Below are 16,705 nucleotides of genomic sequence, written 5' to 3'. Positions count from 1 at the left end.
AAGCACAAATTTCCACTCTATACGGTGACCGTTACTGAGCTATATTTCCCAACATCTTCTTCTCCCATTCTCTACTTCATTCAACTTCACCATTTAAACCTTACGCTTGCGAAGGTAATGCACAACCATGATCACCATCCCCGGGTACAAGAACGGCAAAACTGGCGTAGATCATAAACCATTTTAACAACGTAAATACAGGAGTCAGTTCAGCAATCACAAGTGTTCGCTCGGGATACCGGAACATGACCAGAGATGCCCCCAGGTTTTCCAGCATATCCATCCCCCAGCCCATAAAGGGCAGCAGATTTATCCACCTCCAGCGGCTTGTGGCAGGAAGTACTCGATACAGCATGGATATCAAAACGACGAGCAGGAACAGATAGACCAGCGGCCAGATCATATCAAACGTAAACCTAGCCTGAATATAGGCGCTTCGCCCGCTCTCTCCATAGTGCTCAGCCATCCGATACAAATCATCGGCGCTGTATAGAAACGACGAATCCGGTGACTCTCCGCCGCCTGTTGCCTCCTTTGACTTTTCCGCCTGCCAAGGTAGAACGAATGCGATAAAACACCCAAAGACAATGGTCGCAACGACAACCCATTTCCAGTTTACATACCGATATAAACCTGATGATAACCTGCCGAGCATGCCTGACTCCCCCTCTCTATTCAAGAAAAAAGCCACTCTCCCGAGTACTGTCCGGTCAAATGGCTATAAATGTTCTATTCAGTTATTACCCCGGTCAACTAAGACTGCTTGCCTTTTTCCTACTCAATTATTGCGCCTGCACAATGCGATCGATTTCACTTTTTAACAAAAGATATCGATGCACACTTCTCATAATAGGTACTTTGGTGAGTTTGTTTTTATCCACGTATAACTTCATCTGGTCTTTACTCAGCCCTAGCAGGCTGCCCGCCTCAGTTACCGTCAATACCACTTCGGGATTCGTTGCGTTGAACGTCTTCTTTACCTTTTGGTTCCAGTCCTCAAATACCTGCATAGATTCACGATCTCTCCTATCCATAGCCAGTTATTTTCAGGCTGCGTACATTCAGTATAGCATACTTGTGATTATCGTCACTTATTCCTCTTTATGGCACTACAAAATGACCTCCTAGTTCATATGCTGTATATGACAAAAAGAGCCACGAAAATGCGGCCCTATACCAAATCACTATTAATATTCCCTCTATGCTTCATCCCAGAAACGACGCAGATTGTCCATGGCGATTTTGGAAGCGGCTTTGCATTCCTCCATGCCTTCGAACTCCACCGTGATATTGCCATCGTAACCGGAATCTTTGATCAGCTTGACGATTTTACGAATGGGGATATCACCTTGACCCACGATCGCACCGCGCAGGAAGTTACCATAGGTTGTGGTAAACCACTCCCCTTCCCCCGGATGCTCGTCATACGGACGGAAGTAGAAGTCTTTGAAATGAATGAGCGAAGCGTACGGCAGATTTTTCATCACACCGATAATCGGATTTTCGTCTACACACATGAAGTTGCCAATATCCAGCGTTGTTTTAAAATTCGGCCGATCTACGGCATGCAATACTCGCTGAACCCGATCACTAGCCTGCACACTGAACCCATGATTTTCAATCGTTGTGGTCATTCCGTACTGCGCAGCATAATCCGCAATGATCTGGCTTCCCCTAACCATGAGCGGCAGATGCTGTTCAAACCAGGCAATGGTTGTGCTCTCCTTGGGTAGCCTGAATGCAGTAACGTCGTGGCGCAGATGCCTGACACCCATCCGGTGTGCGACATCCACATGTCTTTTGACCCGAGCCATCTCTTCTTCAAAAGCATCTTCCGTCTCCTGCACAAAGTTGGCCGGCATCGAATAGTTCGACAGCTCAATCCCTGCTGCTGCGGCTCGCTCCCGAATCGCATCCGCTAGCTCATGATTATCCTCTACCGTGTATCCGTAGGGAACCATCTCCATGTGCTCGCCGCCGTTCGCTGCAATCCAGTCGATTACATCCAGCACCGTCATGGTTCCCGAATTCAGATCATTCAACAAACTGTACGTGCTCAGACCTACCTTCATCTGCTTCACTCCTATCGATATTGTTTGATGAACTGCACGGCTTTGCGAATATCTACTTCCGGTTGGTCTCCCACTTCGCGCTCAATGGTCAGATACCCTGTATAGCCAATCTCCTGCAGCACGGCAAAATAAGCATCAAAATCAACAGCTCCCTCGCCCAGTGGTACTTCGCGGAAAAAGGCACCGGAAGCTACCATTTCGGCAATTTTCTCATGATCCATCGGAGCATAACCCACCGCACCGTACACGTCCCGTGGATCGACCTCTTTCAGACGCAAACCATCCTTCACATGTGTATGCACGATATAATCCTTGAGTAGCTTCACACCCTGTACCGGATCATCTCCTGTCACCATCACCATGTTTGCCGGGTCAAAATTGACCGATACCCCGTTCGTGGAGAGGGTATCCAAGAAAATTTTCAGATCAGCAGCCGTTTCTGGCCCTGTCTCGATCGCAAAGTAGGCTCCGACACTTTTGGCGTACTGTCCCAGTTCTTCACAGGCAGCGTGCAGTGTTTCGTATACTTCGGAAGAAGGATCATGTGGAACAATACCGATATGTGTGGTCACAATATTTGTGCCCAGATCGAGAGCAAGATCAACAATTCGTTTAGACTTTTCTACTTTCCATGCATTGTCTTCCTTGACCTGAAATCCGTGACCGCCCAGATCACCAACCAATGCTGAGATCTCAAGACCGAGACCATCTATATAACTACGAAGCTCTTTACGAGCCGCTAGCGACAGATTTTCCGGGTCCATCTCCCCCTTCACCGCGTAGATCTGTACGCCTTCTGCACCTGCATCCTTGGCTTTCAACAGCCCTTCCCGCACACCTACGCCAAAACTGTCCACGATTACACCGATCTTATTGGTTAATTTCATGTCGTACCTCCCATGAGATTAGATGAGTTATGCTGCTCTTTGACGTTTCAATCCATCGTGCATCCGTGAATTCAAAAATCAAGCTATATAAGTTGAACTAAAGGTTTTTTACACGGAACACTCCGATGACAGAATAACCTTCCAATCGCTGTTATCCCCAGATTTTTTTGATTCCCTTTTCCAAAGGGGAAAATCCGGTGATAAAGGCGAGCGCTTCGCTTTTTCAGGTTTTTTCTGTCCTCTCCGTTATAGTGTAAATGAATAGTTCAACTTATATCGTATCAACTTGATGGCACAAGCTTTACCGACTTGATTTCATAGGGCTTAAACGTCAGTTTAAACGCTCCACCCTCGCAAGTGAGCGGGGCAAGCTCATCTTCCAGCAGATTAATGATCGAAGCACTCACGTTTCGTTCATTCCACTGCACCTGTACCGTTTCCCGGCCTCCACTTGATTCATAGAAACGCAGTACCGTTCCTGTTCCGTCCTCCGACACCTTAATCGTATCCAAAATGACATGTTCACTATGGAACTGAACCCAGCTGTGTTCCGAGGGTTTTGCGCCTCCATGTGGTGTGGGTGCAATCACCTGGACCGGATGATTCAGTTCCATCGCACGTTGCACCACATTTGCCTGACGCCAGTCTCCTGCATGTGGCAGTACCGAATAAGTGAATTCATGCTGCCCTTGATCGGCATGTACATCAGGCCATTTTGGTGCTCGCAAAAGTGAAAGACGAATCGTGCGATCCTTAATGTCGTAGCCATACTTGCAGTCATTCAGCAAACTAAAGCCGCTATTGCCCTCAGAAAGATCAGCCCAACGATGCCCGCACACCTCAAACTGCGCCCGTTCCCAACTCGTATTGTTATGCGTTGCCCGTTCCAAGGCACCAAACGGAATTTCATAGGTTGCTTTAGCCGCCACCAAATCTACCGGGAACGCCACCTTGAGCAGCTTGTGACTTTCATTCCAGTCTACCCGAGTTTTAAAATCAACGCGTCGCTGATGATGAAACAAAATTACATCCTGGCTAATCTCGGATTCATTCAGCTTCCAGCGGAAACGCAGTACATCCTGCACCGAGCCGCGTTGCACAATCTCTCTGGTGATCAGTTGTACAGCGCCCGCCCGCTGAGATTCAAATCTCGGGTCGATATCCCATGCATCCCAATACGTCGGTTTGTCATGGAAAAACTGCCACTCATTCGCTCGGTCACCCGGTTTCAACCATTCACGCTCTACGGTCTTGTCATACCATCTTGTGATCTCACCCAAGTCGTTGAATTCGAGCAAATAGAACTCGGTTTCCCAACATGCAGGTATCTGCTCAAGCTTAGCTGTCTTTTGGATCGCTGAACCCACTTCTAGAACTGCATCTGTTATTCTTTTTCCTACCGGGATGTCGCCCTCACCTATTGCTCCTAATGCGCTATCCGCTCCCTGTTCTACAGTTACCGCTATTTCTTCTTTTGAATATCGTTCTACTTCTTCTTTTGTCTCGCGCAACCATATGGTGATATACCCAAAGGCAGGAATCGAAGGAACAAGAACATGCAATCTAACCCTATTTTCTTGCTCTTCCCGCTCTACCTCGCTAATCAAACGATTTCCATAGCGATCATACGCCGCCAAGCCATCCCAATCCGTATCCCCTGCGATACAGATCACTTCACTCCGCTCCCAGCCAAGACTGTTGAATACAACGTACGGCTTACCTGATACTTCATTCGTCGCAATGTTATCCGTGAGCACATCGAGTGATCCCTGTAACACTTCATCACCAAGCGCAAACACCTTCGTATACTCCTCTGCAGAAGTTACATACACTTCGGGAATCGACGTACCCGGAATAATATCATGGAACTGATTCAACATGATCAGCTTCCAGCCTTCTTCAAGCACTTCCTTGCGATCCAACATTCGGCCGTGATTCTGATCCCACTGGCTCCAGATTTCTGCTTCGCGATAGAGTACCTCGGCCTTACGGTTGCTGCGTTTATTCCGTGCATGGGTTGTATATGTGCCGCGATGCAGCTCCAGATATAGATCACCATGCCACTTCGGCAGTGTTGGCTTACTCGCTGCAATGCCTTCAAAAAAGGCGCCCGCCGTGCTGAATTGACTGATCGGCTGCCCTGCCATCAGGTGAGAACGCTCCGCAAACTCCACCATTTCGTTCGTCACACCGCCGCCACCATCGCCGTGTCCATAAAGCAACATCTGCTCTGCATGAACGTCTTTTTGCTTGTAAGACTGCCAGTGTTCATGCACATCTTTGGGACGCGTATGTTCGTTTACACCATGATTCAGGTAAGACAGCACGGAGGTACCGTCAATCCCCACCCAGTCGAACAGATCATACGGAAACACATTCGTATCATTCCAGTTTAGTTTGGTCGTCATAAAATAAGGAATGTCGGCAAGCCTCAGAATCTGAGGCAGTGAAGCACAATATCCAAACGTATCCGGCAGCCATTCAATGTTCGAACGTTTGCCAAACTCCGACTGATAGAACTGCTGTCCGTACAAAATCTGCCGCACCAGGGACTCACCACTTGGGATATTCAGATCCGGCTCCACCCACATGCCACCAACAAGTTCCCAACGTCCTTCAGCAATTCGTGCCTTCACCCTTTCATACAGCTCAGGATAATGCTCCTTAACAAAAGCATATAGTTGAGGCTGGCTCTGGGAGTACACAAAATCCGGGTATGTGTCCATAAGCGTACACATCGTAGAGAACGTTCGGCTCGTTTTGCGCACGGTTTCCCGCACAGGCCAGAGCCAAGCCACATCAATATGAGACTGTCCAACCAGATGCAACAACCCGCTTCGATGCTGCTCCGGGTCTGGACGCTCGACGGTCTGGACGATTCTCTGCTCCAGCTCATGTAGCCATACACCATCCTGCCAGCGTCCCGAATCATGGTACATCTCATCCATCACCTGATGGACAGACCGAACCAGTGTTGTGCGTTTCAAATCTTTCTCCGGTAAAGCCTGCAGCGATTCTGAAAGTACCATTATGCTGTACATCAGGCTCTGCAACGGTTGATTCACATGCACCAGCGCCGCTCGTATCCCCTGAATCGGGGGCTGAATTACCGCTTGACGATTCAAGGGATCATGCGGTTCAGGGATAGGGTCATACAGCTCGATCTCCAGCTGTGGCGAGATTCCCACACGTTCTCTTGGAAGAGGTACGAAGGTATGATTGCGATCGAGCCCGTGATACGGAACACCGTTGACCTTCATCAACCCTTCCCCACCCGCTTCAAAAATGAATCCGATAGCCTCACCCTGCCACGTTTCAGGAATCTGCACTCTTTTGCTCAGAAAATACGTCGTTCCGTGTGTGCTGTTTAAGGGATTAAGGGAATACTGGATTACCTCGTGCCCTTCCTGTTCAGATGCTCGATCCTGACCATACGCATATCCCTGCTCATACTCGTATTCTCCCGGCCGAATATATCGGGCTCGCTGCATCTGCCACTCGGGAAGCTCAACGACTTCCAACCACTGCTTCTGCTTCAAATCTTCGATAAACCGCTGAATTCGGATCATACCTTCACCTCCACCTGTTGTACATGCAGACTGCAAGCCGTCCAGTCCACAGAGCTGCGTCCGACCATCAGCTTGAACTCACCCGGTTCTACCACAGACTGGAGACGGGAGTCGATCAGTGCGAGATGTTCTTTTTGCACAGAGAACGTTACGGTTCGGGTCTCTCCTGGCTCCAGATGGATTTTGCTAAAACCCTTCAGGGCAATTTCAGCCCGGGTAACGGAAGCCGTCACATCGCTAATGTACAGCTGCACGACCTCTTTGCCTGCCACAGCACCCACATTCGTCACTTCGACCTGCACCTGTGCCTCTTCGTCCGGTCCAATCACTTCCGGTGTCACTCGAACATTGCCGTACTTGAAGTCCGTGTAGCTCAGCCCATGTCCGAAAGCATATTGCGGCGTTAGATCCATCTCCAAATACCGTTTGCCACGCGTCCGTTTCGCATGATAGTACACGGGAAGCTGACCTTCATGTTTGGGAATGGATACGGTCAGTCGCCCCGATGGATTCACATCCCCAAACAGTACATCGGCGATGGCATTGCCCCCTTCCTGCCCCGGATACCATGCTTCCAGAATGGCTGGAATGTGCTCGTCGATCCACGGTTCGGCAATAGGGCGCCCGTTAATATACACCACAACGACTGGTTTCCCCAGCTTATGTATTTCCTGTACCAGTTCCAGCTGCACACCCATCAGGTTCAACGAAGAACGGTCTATGCCTTCCCCGCACTCCATGTCATTCCACGGATCGTCGGTTACCACGGATGCCCCTGTTCGCAAATCAATCGTTCCTTCGCCAAAATCACGCGCACTCGATCCACCCATCACCATAACGATGACATCGGCCTGCTCTGCACATGCCAGCGCCTGCGCAAAGCCTTCTCTCGAATCCCCCTTGATCCGACATCCGGGTGCATACAGCACCTGAGCAGAATCCGCCCCACCGAGTTTGCGCGTAATACCATCCAGCACCGTCACAATCTGCTCTCTCGGCTGCGGTGAGGTATAATCTCCAAGCTGGTTATAGATATGGTTGGCGTTCGGCCCAATCACAGCCAATTTGGCTCCCTGAGTAGCAAGCGGAAGCACATGTCCTTCATTTTTCAACAGGACGATTCCCTCTTGTGCCACCTCCCGTGCAAGCCCAACATGCTCGTCACACCCGATAACCTTTTCTGCAAAATCAGGATCAACATACGGCTGTTCGAACAATCCCAGCTTGAATTTCGTCTCCAGCACCCGCCACACTGCCAAGTCCAGTTCCTTCTCATCCAGTAAACCCTGTTGAAGCGCTTGTGCCAGATGTTTGCGGTACATGAATCCGGACATCTCCATATCTACACCTGCCCGAAGGGACTGTGTCACAGCCTGCTCTCCATTCTCTGCCGTGTTGTGTCCGTTCACCAGCATCTGGATCGCCCCAAAATCGGTAATGACAAATCCGTCGAAACCCCACTCTTTCCGCAAAAGATCATGAAGCAGATACGTACTGGATGTACACGGTACGCCATCGATCTCGTTATAGGCCGTCATGACCGAGCAGGCTCCGGCTTCTACTGCTTGTTTGAACGGCAGCAAGTCGATTTCGTGCAACTCACGCATTCCCATATGCACTGGCGCCGCATTGCGCCCGCCTTCCGAACTGCCATACGCTGCAAAATGTTTGAGTGTCGCCACCACCGTCCGGTCGGAATCAAGACGCTCGCCCTGCAATCCATAGATGGCTTCTACGGCAAACTGCCCGATGAGATAAGCGTCTTCGGCAAAACATTCCTCCGTCCGTCCCCATCGTGGGTCACGCACAACATCAAGCACCGGAGAATATGTAGCTGCGCCGCCTTGACTCCGGGTTTCCACAGCGATCGCCTCGCACATCCTGCGATATAGATCGGTATTCCATGTGCTGCCTACCGTTAACGGCACAGGAAAGACCGTTGCACCAATGGCCATATGCCCGTGGGAACATTCCTCTCCGAACAGAATCGGAATCCCTAACCGGGAATGCTCTATCGCATATTGCTGAATCACATTCGTGGCCACCGCTCCTTGCCGTGGCCTCAGCCCTGTATCCAAAGTAACTTCTGTCCATGGATCAGCCCTGAGTACACCATACAAGGAGCCGACACCACCCTGCGCCATGTCTGCCTCGAATTCTTCGGTTACCTGTACCGTACCGTCTGCCGCTTTCTTGTACGTTTTCCACCCCATAGGCTGGATCAACTGTCCGATCTTCTCTGCGGTAGTCATTCGTTCGAGCAGATCCTGTACCCGCTCCTGAATGGGAAGTGATGCATCTTTATAGCCCGTTTGCGTTTGCATGTGCACATTCTCCTCCTGCCTGTGAGTTGGTCATACGTGGAGCTTACATCGCCTTGCGATAGTCACTTGGAGCCATGCCCACGACATTTTTAAAAGCGCGGTTGAAGGAATTGTAATTGGTATATCCCACTTCCTCACTGATCTCCTGAATGGCTTTGTCCGTCTGTTGCATGAGCTGTTTTGCTTTTTCGATCCGGTGACTGATGAGCAGATCCACGAATTTCTCCCCGATCTCATCTTTGAAAAGCTTGCTCAGATACTTCGGATTGATATCGAACAGATCACTAAGGTAATTCAGCGACAGATCGGGATTGTTATAATGCTCTTCGATATATTTGCGAATCTCCAGAATATGTGACCGATGTTTACGAGAGCATTGCAGTGTCTCCATCTGCTTCGCCAGCTCACGGAACCCTTCCAGGCACAACTCGTGCAGATCATCCAGCGTCTCCCAACCTTCTAGCCGCGGCAACAATGGCGTAAATATCGCCGCCCATGACTCCTGATATTCACGCGGAAGCTCGGCAAATTCACGATTATAATGCTGAAACAACAGCTGAACCGTGTTCATAATCTCCTGACGAGACAGAACTGACTGACGAATCTGCTTAAACAGCCGTTCAAAATGCTGTTCCCAAACATCGTCTGACAGCCGCATCGCCTGCACGAGCAAGGAGATGGTCTTAAGAAACTCATACACGTCATTCGTCGAACTCGGCACATCTCCGCACGGTATGATCTGATTGGTGCCCAGAACCGCCTTGTACTCCAGGGCATGCACAGCCTCTTTAAGCGAAGCTCGAAGCCCGCGAATATCCACAGCAACCCTGCCCACACCAATGGTTACGGTAAAATTCAAATACTGACCCACCTGATCCAGATAACCACTGAGCAAGCGTCGCTCTGTCTCTTCAGATTGTTCGGCCTCAGGTAGCCACAGGATGGCATACAATCGCTGACTCGAAACCCACTCTGCCCATACCTCGGTTTCTTCTTGCCTTGCACTTTCCTGCAAAATGCTCGACAGCACAAATTTCAGGAGGGCTTGATCCTGCTGATGATACTCATCCACAAACACGTCGTATCGATCCATCTCCACCACCATTACAGCCCAGCGATGCTCTAATGCCGGTAGCTTGAACTTGCTCATCTCCGCAGATAACTCATGACATGTGTATTCCCGCGTACCTTCCAGCAGTTCCTGAAAGAACACCTTCTTTTGCAAAATCAGATTCTCTTCATGCTCCTCCTGATATTGCTTCGTCTGGTCGATCATGCGCTCCAGCGTGGTATGAATGAAACGGAATTCATTCTCCTTGCCATAGTTTAGTGCAGACGGTTTCTGTAAGGAGACCGTCTGAATCAGGGTAACAATCTGCTGGATCGGTTTATAGTTTCTACGCGTCACATAGACGACCCACACAACCCCGATCAGCACAACAGCAACAGCGAAAATAAACCAGATATTATAAAATTGCAGCGTAAACTTGATGATTTTCCCGTTATTTAGCCCGGTCTGTACCTTCCAGCCACTATAGCTGGATGTGAATTCAGAGAAAACCTCTCCCGAAGCGGAAGCTGGCTTGGAAGCAAGTATCTCAGCATCAGGCTTACTACCATGCCAGAGACTTCCCCCGGATCGGTTATAGATGTTCACAAACGTAAATTCAGGGTCGTACATCTGCATAATGGACTTTTGCAGCGTATTCAACTCCACGTTGGTCACTACAAGACCTCTGCCGTTCCCGACATTTCGCACAATCGTAATGACCTGCTCCGCCGATTGGGAAGGAAACGCCTTGAATGACCGTGCGCCGACCCACTTCTGCTCATCCTTCGTCCGGCTGTCTGCAATAAAGGCTGCATCGGGGAATTCGTTGATCGGAACGGCCTTGCCATTGCTAAAAACGGTGTTATCGCTGTACCTGACCAAGTAGACCGAGTCAATCAGCGGATATTCTATCTTCAATTCATCGATGACCTTAACGGCCTGAATGCCGGCATAGACATCCTCGCGGCCAGATACCGAGAAATAGTTTTTCAGATTCGAGTTGGTCAAAATCTCGCGCAGTACCTTGAAATCGATAGAACGCAAGGAGTTATCCAGATACTGTGTCACCTGTGAAGCCAAAAATTCATTGGCCTTGAGCGCTTCTCTCCGGTTCTGCTCATTAAATACCTGAAAGAAAATAAAAAATAAAATCGTCGTCACAATAAAAAAAATAGGCAAATACGATATCAGCAAACGTCTGAACCAATTGTTGTTCATCTCCGCGCCCCCCACCAATCCATTTCATGTTGCATGACGACAAACCACTTGCACCTTGCTTCTGTTCACAAAGTTTTCATAATTATTCGTTCATTATATCGAATGACGTGGGGTTGTCATAGGAGAAGACTGCCCCGGTCACGGGTGACAGGCGGGACAGTCCTTTTGCATCACTTTTTCTCAATTGCACGCTGATAAATATCCAGATAATTGCTTAATCCAAGCCCATCGAAACCTTTCACGTATGAGTCCCAGTCCTTATCAATGCTCTTACTGCCGATGATGAACTGAGCCATATTCGTCTGCACATAATCTTTGATCGCGGTGGTCAGTTGAGCTGCTGTCTCGGTATCTTCTGGACGAATAAATACGTTGGCAGGGTATACTTCTTTCGGAGCGTATGGAGCATATACTTTCGTCGCTTGAGCAAGCCTTGTACCGTATCCTTCAGCAGACAGTGGATCTTGACCCTCTGCAAACAGATTACGGAACGTATTGGACAAATCATGCGCACCGATCTGTGACCAGCTCTCGTTCACAACCACGTTGGGATCACGTTCAGGCAGGTTGTAATAGCTGTATTTGGCAGGTTCGCCGTTGATGTTTTTCTCATCCGGGTCTGCTTTCTTCCAGCCCTTTCCTTCCGTTGGGCCGTACTCTGCGTAGAGTGCACCCTCTTCACTGAACATGTAATCTACAATTTTGATCGCTGCGATCTGTTGTGCTTCGGTCGCTTTGTTGGTGATGGCAAATTCAAACTCACCTACACTTTGCGTTGCTCCAGTCGTCTGCACACCGTCCGGTCCTTTGAGTGGGGGCACGATCTCCCAGTGCTGGTGACGGGTAATTTTTTTGTCATACGTATTCACCAGATAGCTCACCAGTGCCGTTGTAATGGAACCAACCACTTCATCTCCTTCTTTGTTCCCCAGTTGACCAATCGCCTGGTCATTCTGTGTGAAAGAAGCCGGGTCGATCAGGCCATCCGCGTACAGCTTGTGCATGTACTCCAGCCCTTTCTTCCATCCCTCCTGGTTGGCGGCAAAACTCACCTTGCCATCGTTCACGATCAGGTATTTATCGTTATCGTTGTATATGAAGCTGTTCATCAGATAGGCATCGATGTTGCCGTTCCACACATATTTGTTCGGTGCACCTGTGAGCGGAATCTCGTCGGCTTTGCCGTTACCGTTCGGGTCTTGGGTTTTGAACGCCTTCAGAACGGTATACAGTTCATCCGTCGTCGTTGGCATTTTCAGCCCCACCTTATCCAGCCACTCTTGGTTGATCCAATACTTCTGCGCATACGTACAGTGGTAACATTCATTAAAAATAGGCAATGCATAGATGTTACCGTCCGGTGCCGTTATGGCATCCTTGAAATAAGGCTTCTCTTCCATCACTTTGGTGAGGTTCGGGCCGTATTGCTTGATCAGGTCTTGAAGCGGGAGGAACACGCCTTGTTTACCATAGGTTTGAAGATCCGAGGTGGTGAATTTGCCGTGCAGGAACACTTCGGGATAATCCCCACTGGCTAGCAGCAATTGTCTGCGATCCTGCAAAGCGTCTGTCGGGGCCAGATCCCATTTCAAGGTCACGTTGAACTTTTTTTCGATAAACTTGGTGAATTCATTGTCTTCCATCGGCGCTTTACCTTGCGGAGCAAAAAAAGTCATCGTTACAGGGCCGCCGCTCTCTCCGCTCCCCTCGCTACCTGTACCCGCTTTTTCAGATGAACTGCATGCGGACAATATCGTTATCGAAGCGAAGACCAAACACAGAATTGAAATCCAGGATTTTCTCAAACTGACTCCTCCTTTTTATTCATAACGGCAAACCTTTGGTTAAGCTGTTGGGTTGATATAGCCGGCGTGTGCCCCCACCTCCTTTCATAAACCGGCTACCGTCTATCCTTTAAGTGAACCCACCATAACCCCTTTGACGAAGTGTTTTTGCACAAAAGGATACATAATCAGAATCGGAATACTTGCGACCACAATCAGCGCATATTTCAGCACCTGCTCAAACCCTTGATCTCGCATCTGCTGGCTTGTATTCGCAAGCATGGCCGGGTCAGCCGCATTCAGAATTAACAAGTTGCGAAGCACATATTGTAATGGGAACAGTTTCTCTGAACGGAGGTAAATGAGTGCATCAAAGTATGCATTCCAGTGGCCTACTGCGTACATCAGGGTCATGACCGCCAAAATCGGTTTGGAGAGCGGCAGCACCACGCTGATCAGGTAGCGAATATCCCGGCACCCGTCCATCTCGGCAGCTTCACCAAGCTCCTCGGGGATCGACGACTGGAAGAAGGTGCGAGCAACGATGACCTGGAACACGGCAAGCGCTCCGGGCAGCCACATCGCCCAGCGGGTATCCAGCAGATGCAGGTCTTTCATCAGCAGGTAGGTCGGAATCAGACCCCCGTCAAAAAACATCGTAATCATCATGAAGATGATGATCGTTCCTCGTCCGTAGAACGACTTACGGGAGAGCGGGTAAGCCAGCATAACGGTCAGCGCAACGTTAATGAACGTACCAACCACGGTGTAAATGATCGTGTTGTAAAACCCGAGCATGAGCTGCTGGCTTTTGAAAATGGAGATGTATGCCTTGATGTTGAAATCAACCGGGAACAGCCACACCTGGCCGGATGTTACGGCACGTGACGAGCTGAACGAGGAGCTGACAATGTACAAGAGCGGATAGAACACCGTTAACAGAATGGCAATCAGAAAGATATAGTTGATGGTCATGAAAATACGGTCGCCAATGGGATCTTTGATTCGGTTCCGATTGATCAGATTAAACATGGACATGCTCCTCCTTTACCACAAGCTGTTCTCGGATACTTTGCGTGAAATGCTATTGACGATGACCAGCAGAATCAGGTTAATGATGGAGTTAAAGAATCCGACAGCCGCGGAGAAGCTGAAATTCGCTCCGATCAGACCGACCTTGTACACGTACGTGGAGATGACCTCCGAAGCACTTGTATTCAGCGGATTTTGCATAAGATAAATTTTCTCGAAACCTACGCCCATAATGCTGCCCAGACTTAGAATCAACATGATTACGGTGACCGGAACAAGGGTGGGAAGGTCGATGTGCCAGATTTTCCGCAACCTTGAGGCGCCATCCATCTTGGCCGCTTCGTACAGGGATGGATCAACTCCCGCCAAGGCCGCAATGTAGATAATGGAGGAATACCCCATGCCCTGCCATACCCCGGACCAGACATAGATTGATTTGAAATATTCGGGAATCCCCATGAAGTTGGTCATCGGGAAACCCAACCAGGTAAATAACTTGTCTACGACGCCTACATGCGGCGAGAGCATTAGAATGATGATGGATACCATGACAACGGTGGAGATAAAATGCGGTGCATACGTGACCATCTGTACGGTCTTTTTAAAATAACCCGTTCGAATCTCGTTCAGTGCCAAGGCGAGCAAGATCGGTATAGGGAAACCTGCAATGAGGGAATAGAAACTGATGCCAATGGTGTTCTTGATCAGTAGCCAGAAGTTCGGGGAATTAAAGAAGGCTTCAAAATGTTTGAGCCCCACCCATGGGCTACCCCAGATGCCTTTGACCACGCTGAAATCCTTAAAAGCAATCTGCACGCCCACCATCGGAATGTATTTGAAGATCAATAGATACAACACCGGAGGTAGCACAAGCAGGTACAGCTCCCAGTGCTTTTTGAAGCTTTTGATAAACGGATGCTGCTTCTTGGGCGCTGTCTGACGTAATTGCTGCAGCTCTATGTTCGCAGGTATGCTATCTGTACCTCGACTCATTTGCGTCACTCCTTCTCAGCCTCAAGTGTAATAATACATTACATTCACATCTCTTAAACGTTCATTTTCGATGCTCGTTTGTTGCCTTGAATCCAATCAATGTTAACAATCATATCAGGTAGCGCTTTCTTAATTTGATAGTACCTTGCCGAGGTCTTTTTGATCAATTTGCAATTTTCTCTGACCTCTCTTTATTCTAAAAACCCTTGTGCAGCAAGTGTTTAAAGCCATGTTCTGTGGGGTTCTGTATGTTTATATGTACAAAAATAAAATTCCGGAGGCGCTGATATCTCCCCCGGAATTGACATGCATTTTTATGATTTGGTGATCAATCTAAATGTATGAGTGATCGGTGCTTGGTTGCTTGTAGCAGATCGTGGCAACTCCACGAGCAGCCCTTCTTCGGTCTGCTGAAACGAAAGTACGTCATTCGTACCGATGAGTTCAATACGCTCTACCTTTTCCACATAAGGAATGATCAGTCGCTCTTCCGGGGTCTCGCTCTCGTTGCGATACATGCGGAAGGCATAGACGGTGTGCACGTCTTCTTTCTGTGTGAATGCCCAATCCTTCGTGTAAAACGGTGCGCAAATACGGGTGCTATAGATGCCTTCGCCGTGTGTGTTCAACCATTCGCCGAGCCCCTGGATGCCTCGAATCGCCCCTTTAGGTAGACGTCCGTCCGGCTGCGGCCCAACATTCAGTGCCAGATTCCCGCCTTTGGATACCACCTCAAGCAAAATATGTGCAAGCTGCCGGCCCGATTTATACTGATCATCGAAGCCAAAAGCAAAGGAGTGCCCGACGGTAATACAGCTCTCCCACGGGATATTCATCGGATGCTCGGGGATCGTCTGCTCCGGGGTGACGATGTTTTCATACGGCCCGCCTACGGTGCGATCTGCAGACAGAAGCCAAGGCTGCGTGCTCTTTCTCGCCCGCTCGACCACTTCACCAAGCCGAATATCCTGACCGTGGCGGCCTTCACGTACCCAGCCTGCATCCAGCCACAAACACTCGATCCGTCCGTAATTCGTCAGCAATTCCATGATCTGCTCATGGGTGAACTCCACGAACTTTTCCCACATCCATGGATACTTGTGTGGATCATAGGAAGGCCCGCGCCACATATGGCGTCCACGCTCCATACCGGGTGCCCAGTAATACGGTGTGTGCCAGTCTGCTTTGGAGAAATACGCAGAGATACCTAGCCCTTTCGCTCGAAAGGCATCAAATAGCGTACGGCAGATATCGGCATATTTGTGCTTGTGGAACGGCGTATCCTTGCCCGTAATCCGGTAATCGGTTGTTTTGGTATCCCACATGCAGAAACCGTCGTGGTGCTTGGTCGTAAACAGGAAATATTTAAAGCCGTTGTCAGCGGCCATCTGTGCCCATTCCTCGGGCTGGAACCGGATCGGATTAAACGTTTTGTTCAGGTCAAAATATTCACGTTTGAAGTCCTCCATGTCGTCCATCCAGTCCACATCATCCCTCGACCAGTCGCCATCCTCATCACTCAGCGCCCATGATTCCACCAAGCCGAGCTGCGAGTATGGCCCCCAGTGCATCATCAAACCGAGTTTCTGATCTTTGAACCACTCCAGCCGCTCCAGCAACAGTGGATCATCCGGCTTTACCCACTCATCCTCTTTACTAAAGTTGTGTACGCCTGCTTCAACGATGTGCTCTTCCTGCTCTGGCAGGGGGGAATTGGTTTGAGTCAAAATAAAGCATCTCCTTTAGTTGAAATTTCTGACGTTGTAACGAGTTGA

11 protein-coding genes are annotated in these 16,705 nt (G+C 49.3%); all 11 read right to left on the bottom strand.

Features of this window, described 5'->3' with window-relative positions; all coding sequences use genetic code 11:
* Positions 1 to 100: 100 nt before the first annotated feature.
* Positions 101 to 655 (bottom strand): hypothetical protein, encoded by a 555-nt coding sequence (locus tag MKY23_RS01205; protein WP_339834689.1) that lies wholly within the window; start codon positions 653 to 655, stop codon positions 101 to 103.
* Between the two features lie 127 nt (positions 656 to 782).
* Entirely contained in the window at positions 783 to 1,010 is a 228-nt protein-coding gene (locus tag MKY23_RS01200; protein WP_090924231.1) for a DNA-binding protein, read from the bottom strand.
* Positions 1,011 to 1,199: 189 nt separating this feature from the next.
* On the bottom strand, positions 1,200 to 2,072 hold the full coding sequence (locus MKY23_RS01195; RefSeq protein ID WP_339834685.1) for a sugar phosphate isomerase/epimerase family protein: 873 nt from the start codon (positions 2,070 to 2,072) through the stop codon (positions 1,200 to 1,202).
* Positions 2,073 to 2,083: 11 nt separating this feature from the next.
* The gene (locus tag MKY23_RS01190) at positions 2,084 to 2,959 is read right to left on the bottom strand and encodes a sugar phosphate isomerase/epimerase family protein (RefSeq protein ID WP_339834682.1); all 876 of its coding nucleotides are present in this window, start codon (positions 2,957 to 2,959) and stop codon (positions 2,084 to 2,086) included.
* Positions 2,960 to 3,240: 281 nt separating this feature from the next.
* Positions 3,241 to 6,528, bottom strand: a complete 3,288-nt coding sequence (locus tag MKY23_RS01185; RefSeq protein ID WP_339834679.1) for an alpha-mannosidase — start codon at positions 6,526 to 6,528, stop codon at positions 3,241 to 3,243.
* Entirely contained in the window at positions 6,525 to 8,852 is a 2,328-nt protein-coding gene (locus MKY23_RS01180) for a glycoside hydrolase family 3 N-terminal domain-containing protein (RefSeq protein ID WP_339834676.1), read from the bottom strand. Before MKY23_RS01180 ends, MKY23_RS01185 begins: the two co-directional genes overlap by 4 nt.
* Positions 8,853 to 8,895: 43 nt before the next feature.
* A complete protein-coding gene (locus tag MKY23_RS01175; RefSeq protein ID WP_339834673.1) occupies positions 8,896 to 11,121 on the bottom strand; it encodes a helix-turn-helix domain-containing protein in 2,226 nt (741 codons plus the stop codon).
* Positions 11,122 to 11,291: 170 nt separating this feature from the next.
* Entirely contained in the window at positions 11,292 to 12,926 is a 1,635-nt protein-coding gene (locus MKY23_RS01170; RefSeq protein WP_339834670.1) for an ABC transporter substrate-binding protein, read from the bottom strand.
* A gap of 102 nt (positions 12,927 to 13,028) precedes the next feature.
* On the bottom strand, positions 13,029 to 13,937 hold the full coding sequence (locus MKY23_RS01165) for a carbohydrate ABC transporter permease (RefSeq protein ID WP_339834667.1): 909 nt from the start codon (positions 13,935 to 13,937) through the stop codon (positions 13,029 to 13,031).
* Between the two features lie 15 nt (positions 13,938 to 13,952).
* Positions 13,953 to 14,930, bottom strand: coding sequence for an ABC transporter permease subunit (locus MKY23_RS01160; protein ID WP_154891520.1), 978 nt, complete (start codon positions 14,928 to 14,930; stop codon positions 13,953 to 13,955).
* 314 nt (positions 14,931 to 15,244) lie between these two features.
* Positions 15,245 to 16,657 carry an alpha-L-fucosidase gene (locus MKY23_RS01155; RefSeq protein ID WP_339834663.1) on the bottom strand — a complete coding sequence of 471 codons (1,413 nt, stop codon included), beginning with the start codon at positions 16,655 to 16,657 and terminating at the stop codon, positions 15,245 to 15,247.
* Positions 16,658 to 16,705: the final 48 nt, after the last annotated feature.

This window comes from Paenibacillus sp. FSL R7-0272, from assembly GCF_037969905.1.
GTDB lineage: Bacteria > Bacillota > Bacilli > Paenibacillales > Paenibacillaceae > Paenibacillus > Paenibacillus polysaccharolyticus.
The sequence above is the reverse complement of the archived record's forward strand: the minus strand, read 5'-3'. Positions and strand labels throughout refer to the sequence as shown.

Bases quoted from the DNA above. Each gene is read 5' to 3' on its own strand.
- MKY23_RS01195 (WP_339834685.1), bottom strand. From the start codon at position 2,072: ATGAAGGTAGGTCTGAGCACGTACAGTTTGTTGAATGATCTGAATTCG.
- MKY23_RS01165 (WP_339834667.1), bottom strand. From the start codon at position 13,937: ATGTTTAATCTGATCAATCGGAACCGAATCAAAGATCCCATTGGCGAC.
- MKY23_RS01180 (WP_339834676.1), bottom strand. From the start codon at position 8,852: ATGCAAACGCAAACGGGCTATAAAGATGCATCACTTCCCATTCAGGAG.
- MKY23_RS01205 (WP_339834689.1), bottom strand. From the start codon at position 655: ATGCTCGGCAGGTTATCATCAGGTTTATATCGGTATGTAAACTGGAAA.
- MKY23_RS01190 (WP_339834682.1), bottom strand. From the start codon at position 2,959: ATGAAATTAACCAATAAGATCGGTGTAATCGTGGACAGTTTTGGCGTA.
- MKY23_RS01175 (WP_339834673.1), bottom strand. From the start codon at position 11,121: ATGAACAACAATTGGTTCAGACGTTTGCTGATATCGTATTTGCCTATT.
- MKY23_RS01185 (WP_339834679.1), bottom strand. From the start codon at position 6,528: ATGATCCGAATTCAGCGGTTTATCGAAGATTTGAAGCAGAAGCAGTGG.
- MKY23_RS01200 (WP_090924231.1), bottom strand. From the start codon at position 1,010: ATGCAGGTATTTGAGGACTGGAACCAAAAGGTAAAGAAGACGTTCAAC.
- MKY23_RS01160 (WP_154891520.1), bottom strand. From the start codon at position 14,930: ATGAGTCGAGGTACAGATAGCATACCTGCGAACATAGAGCTGCAGCAA.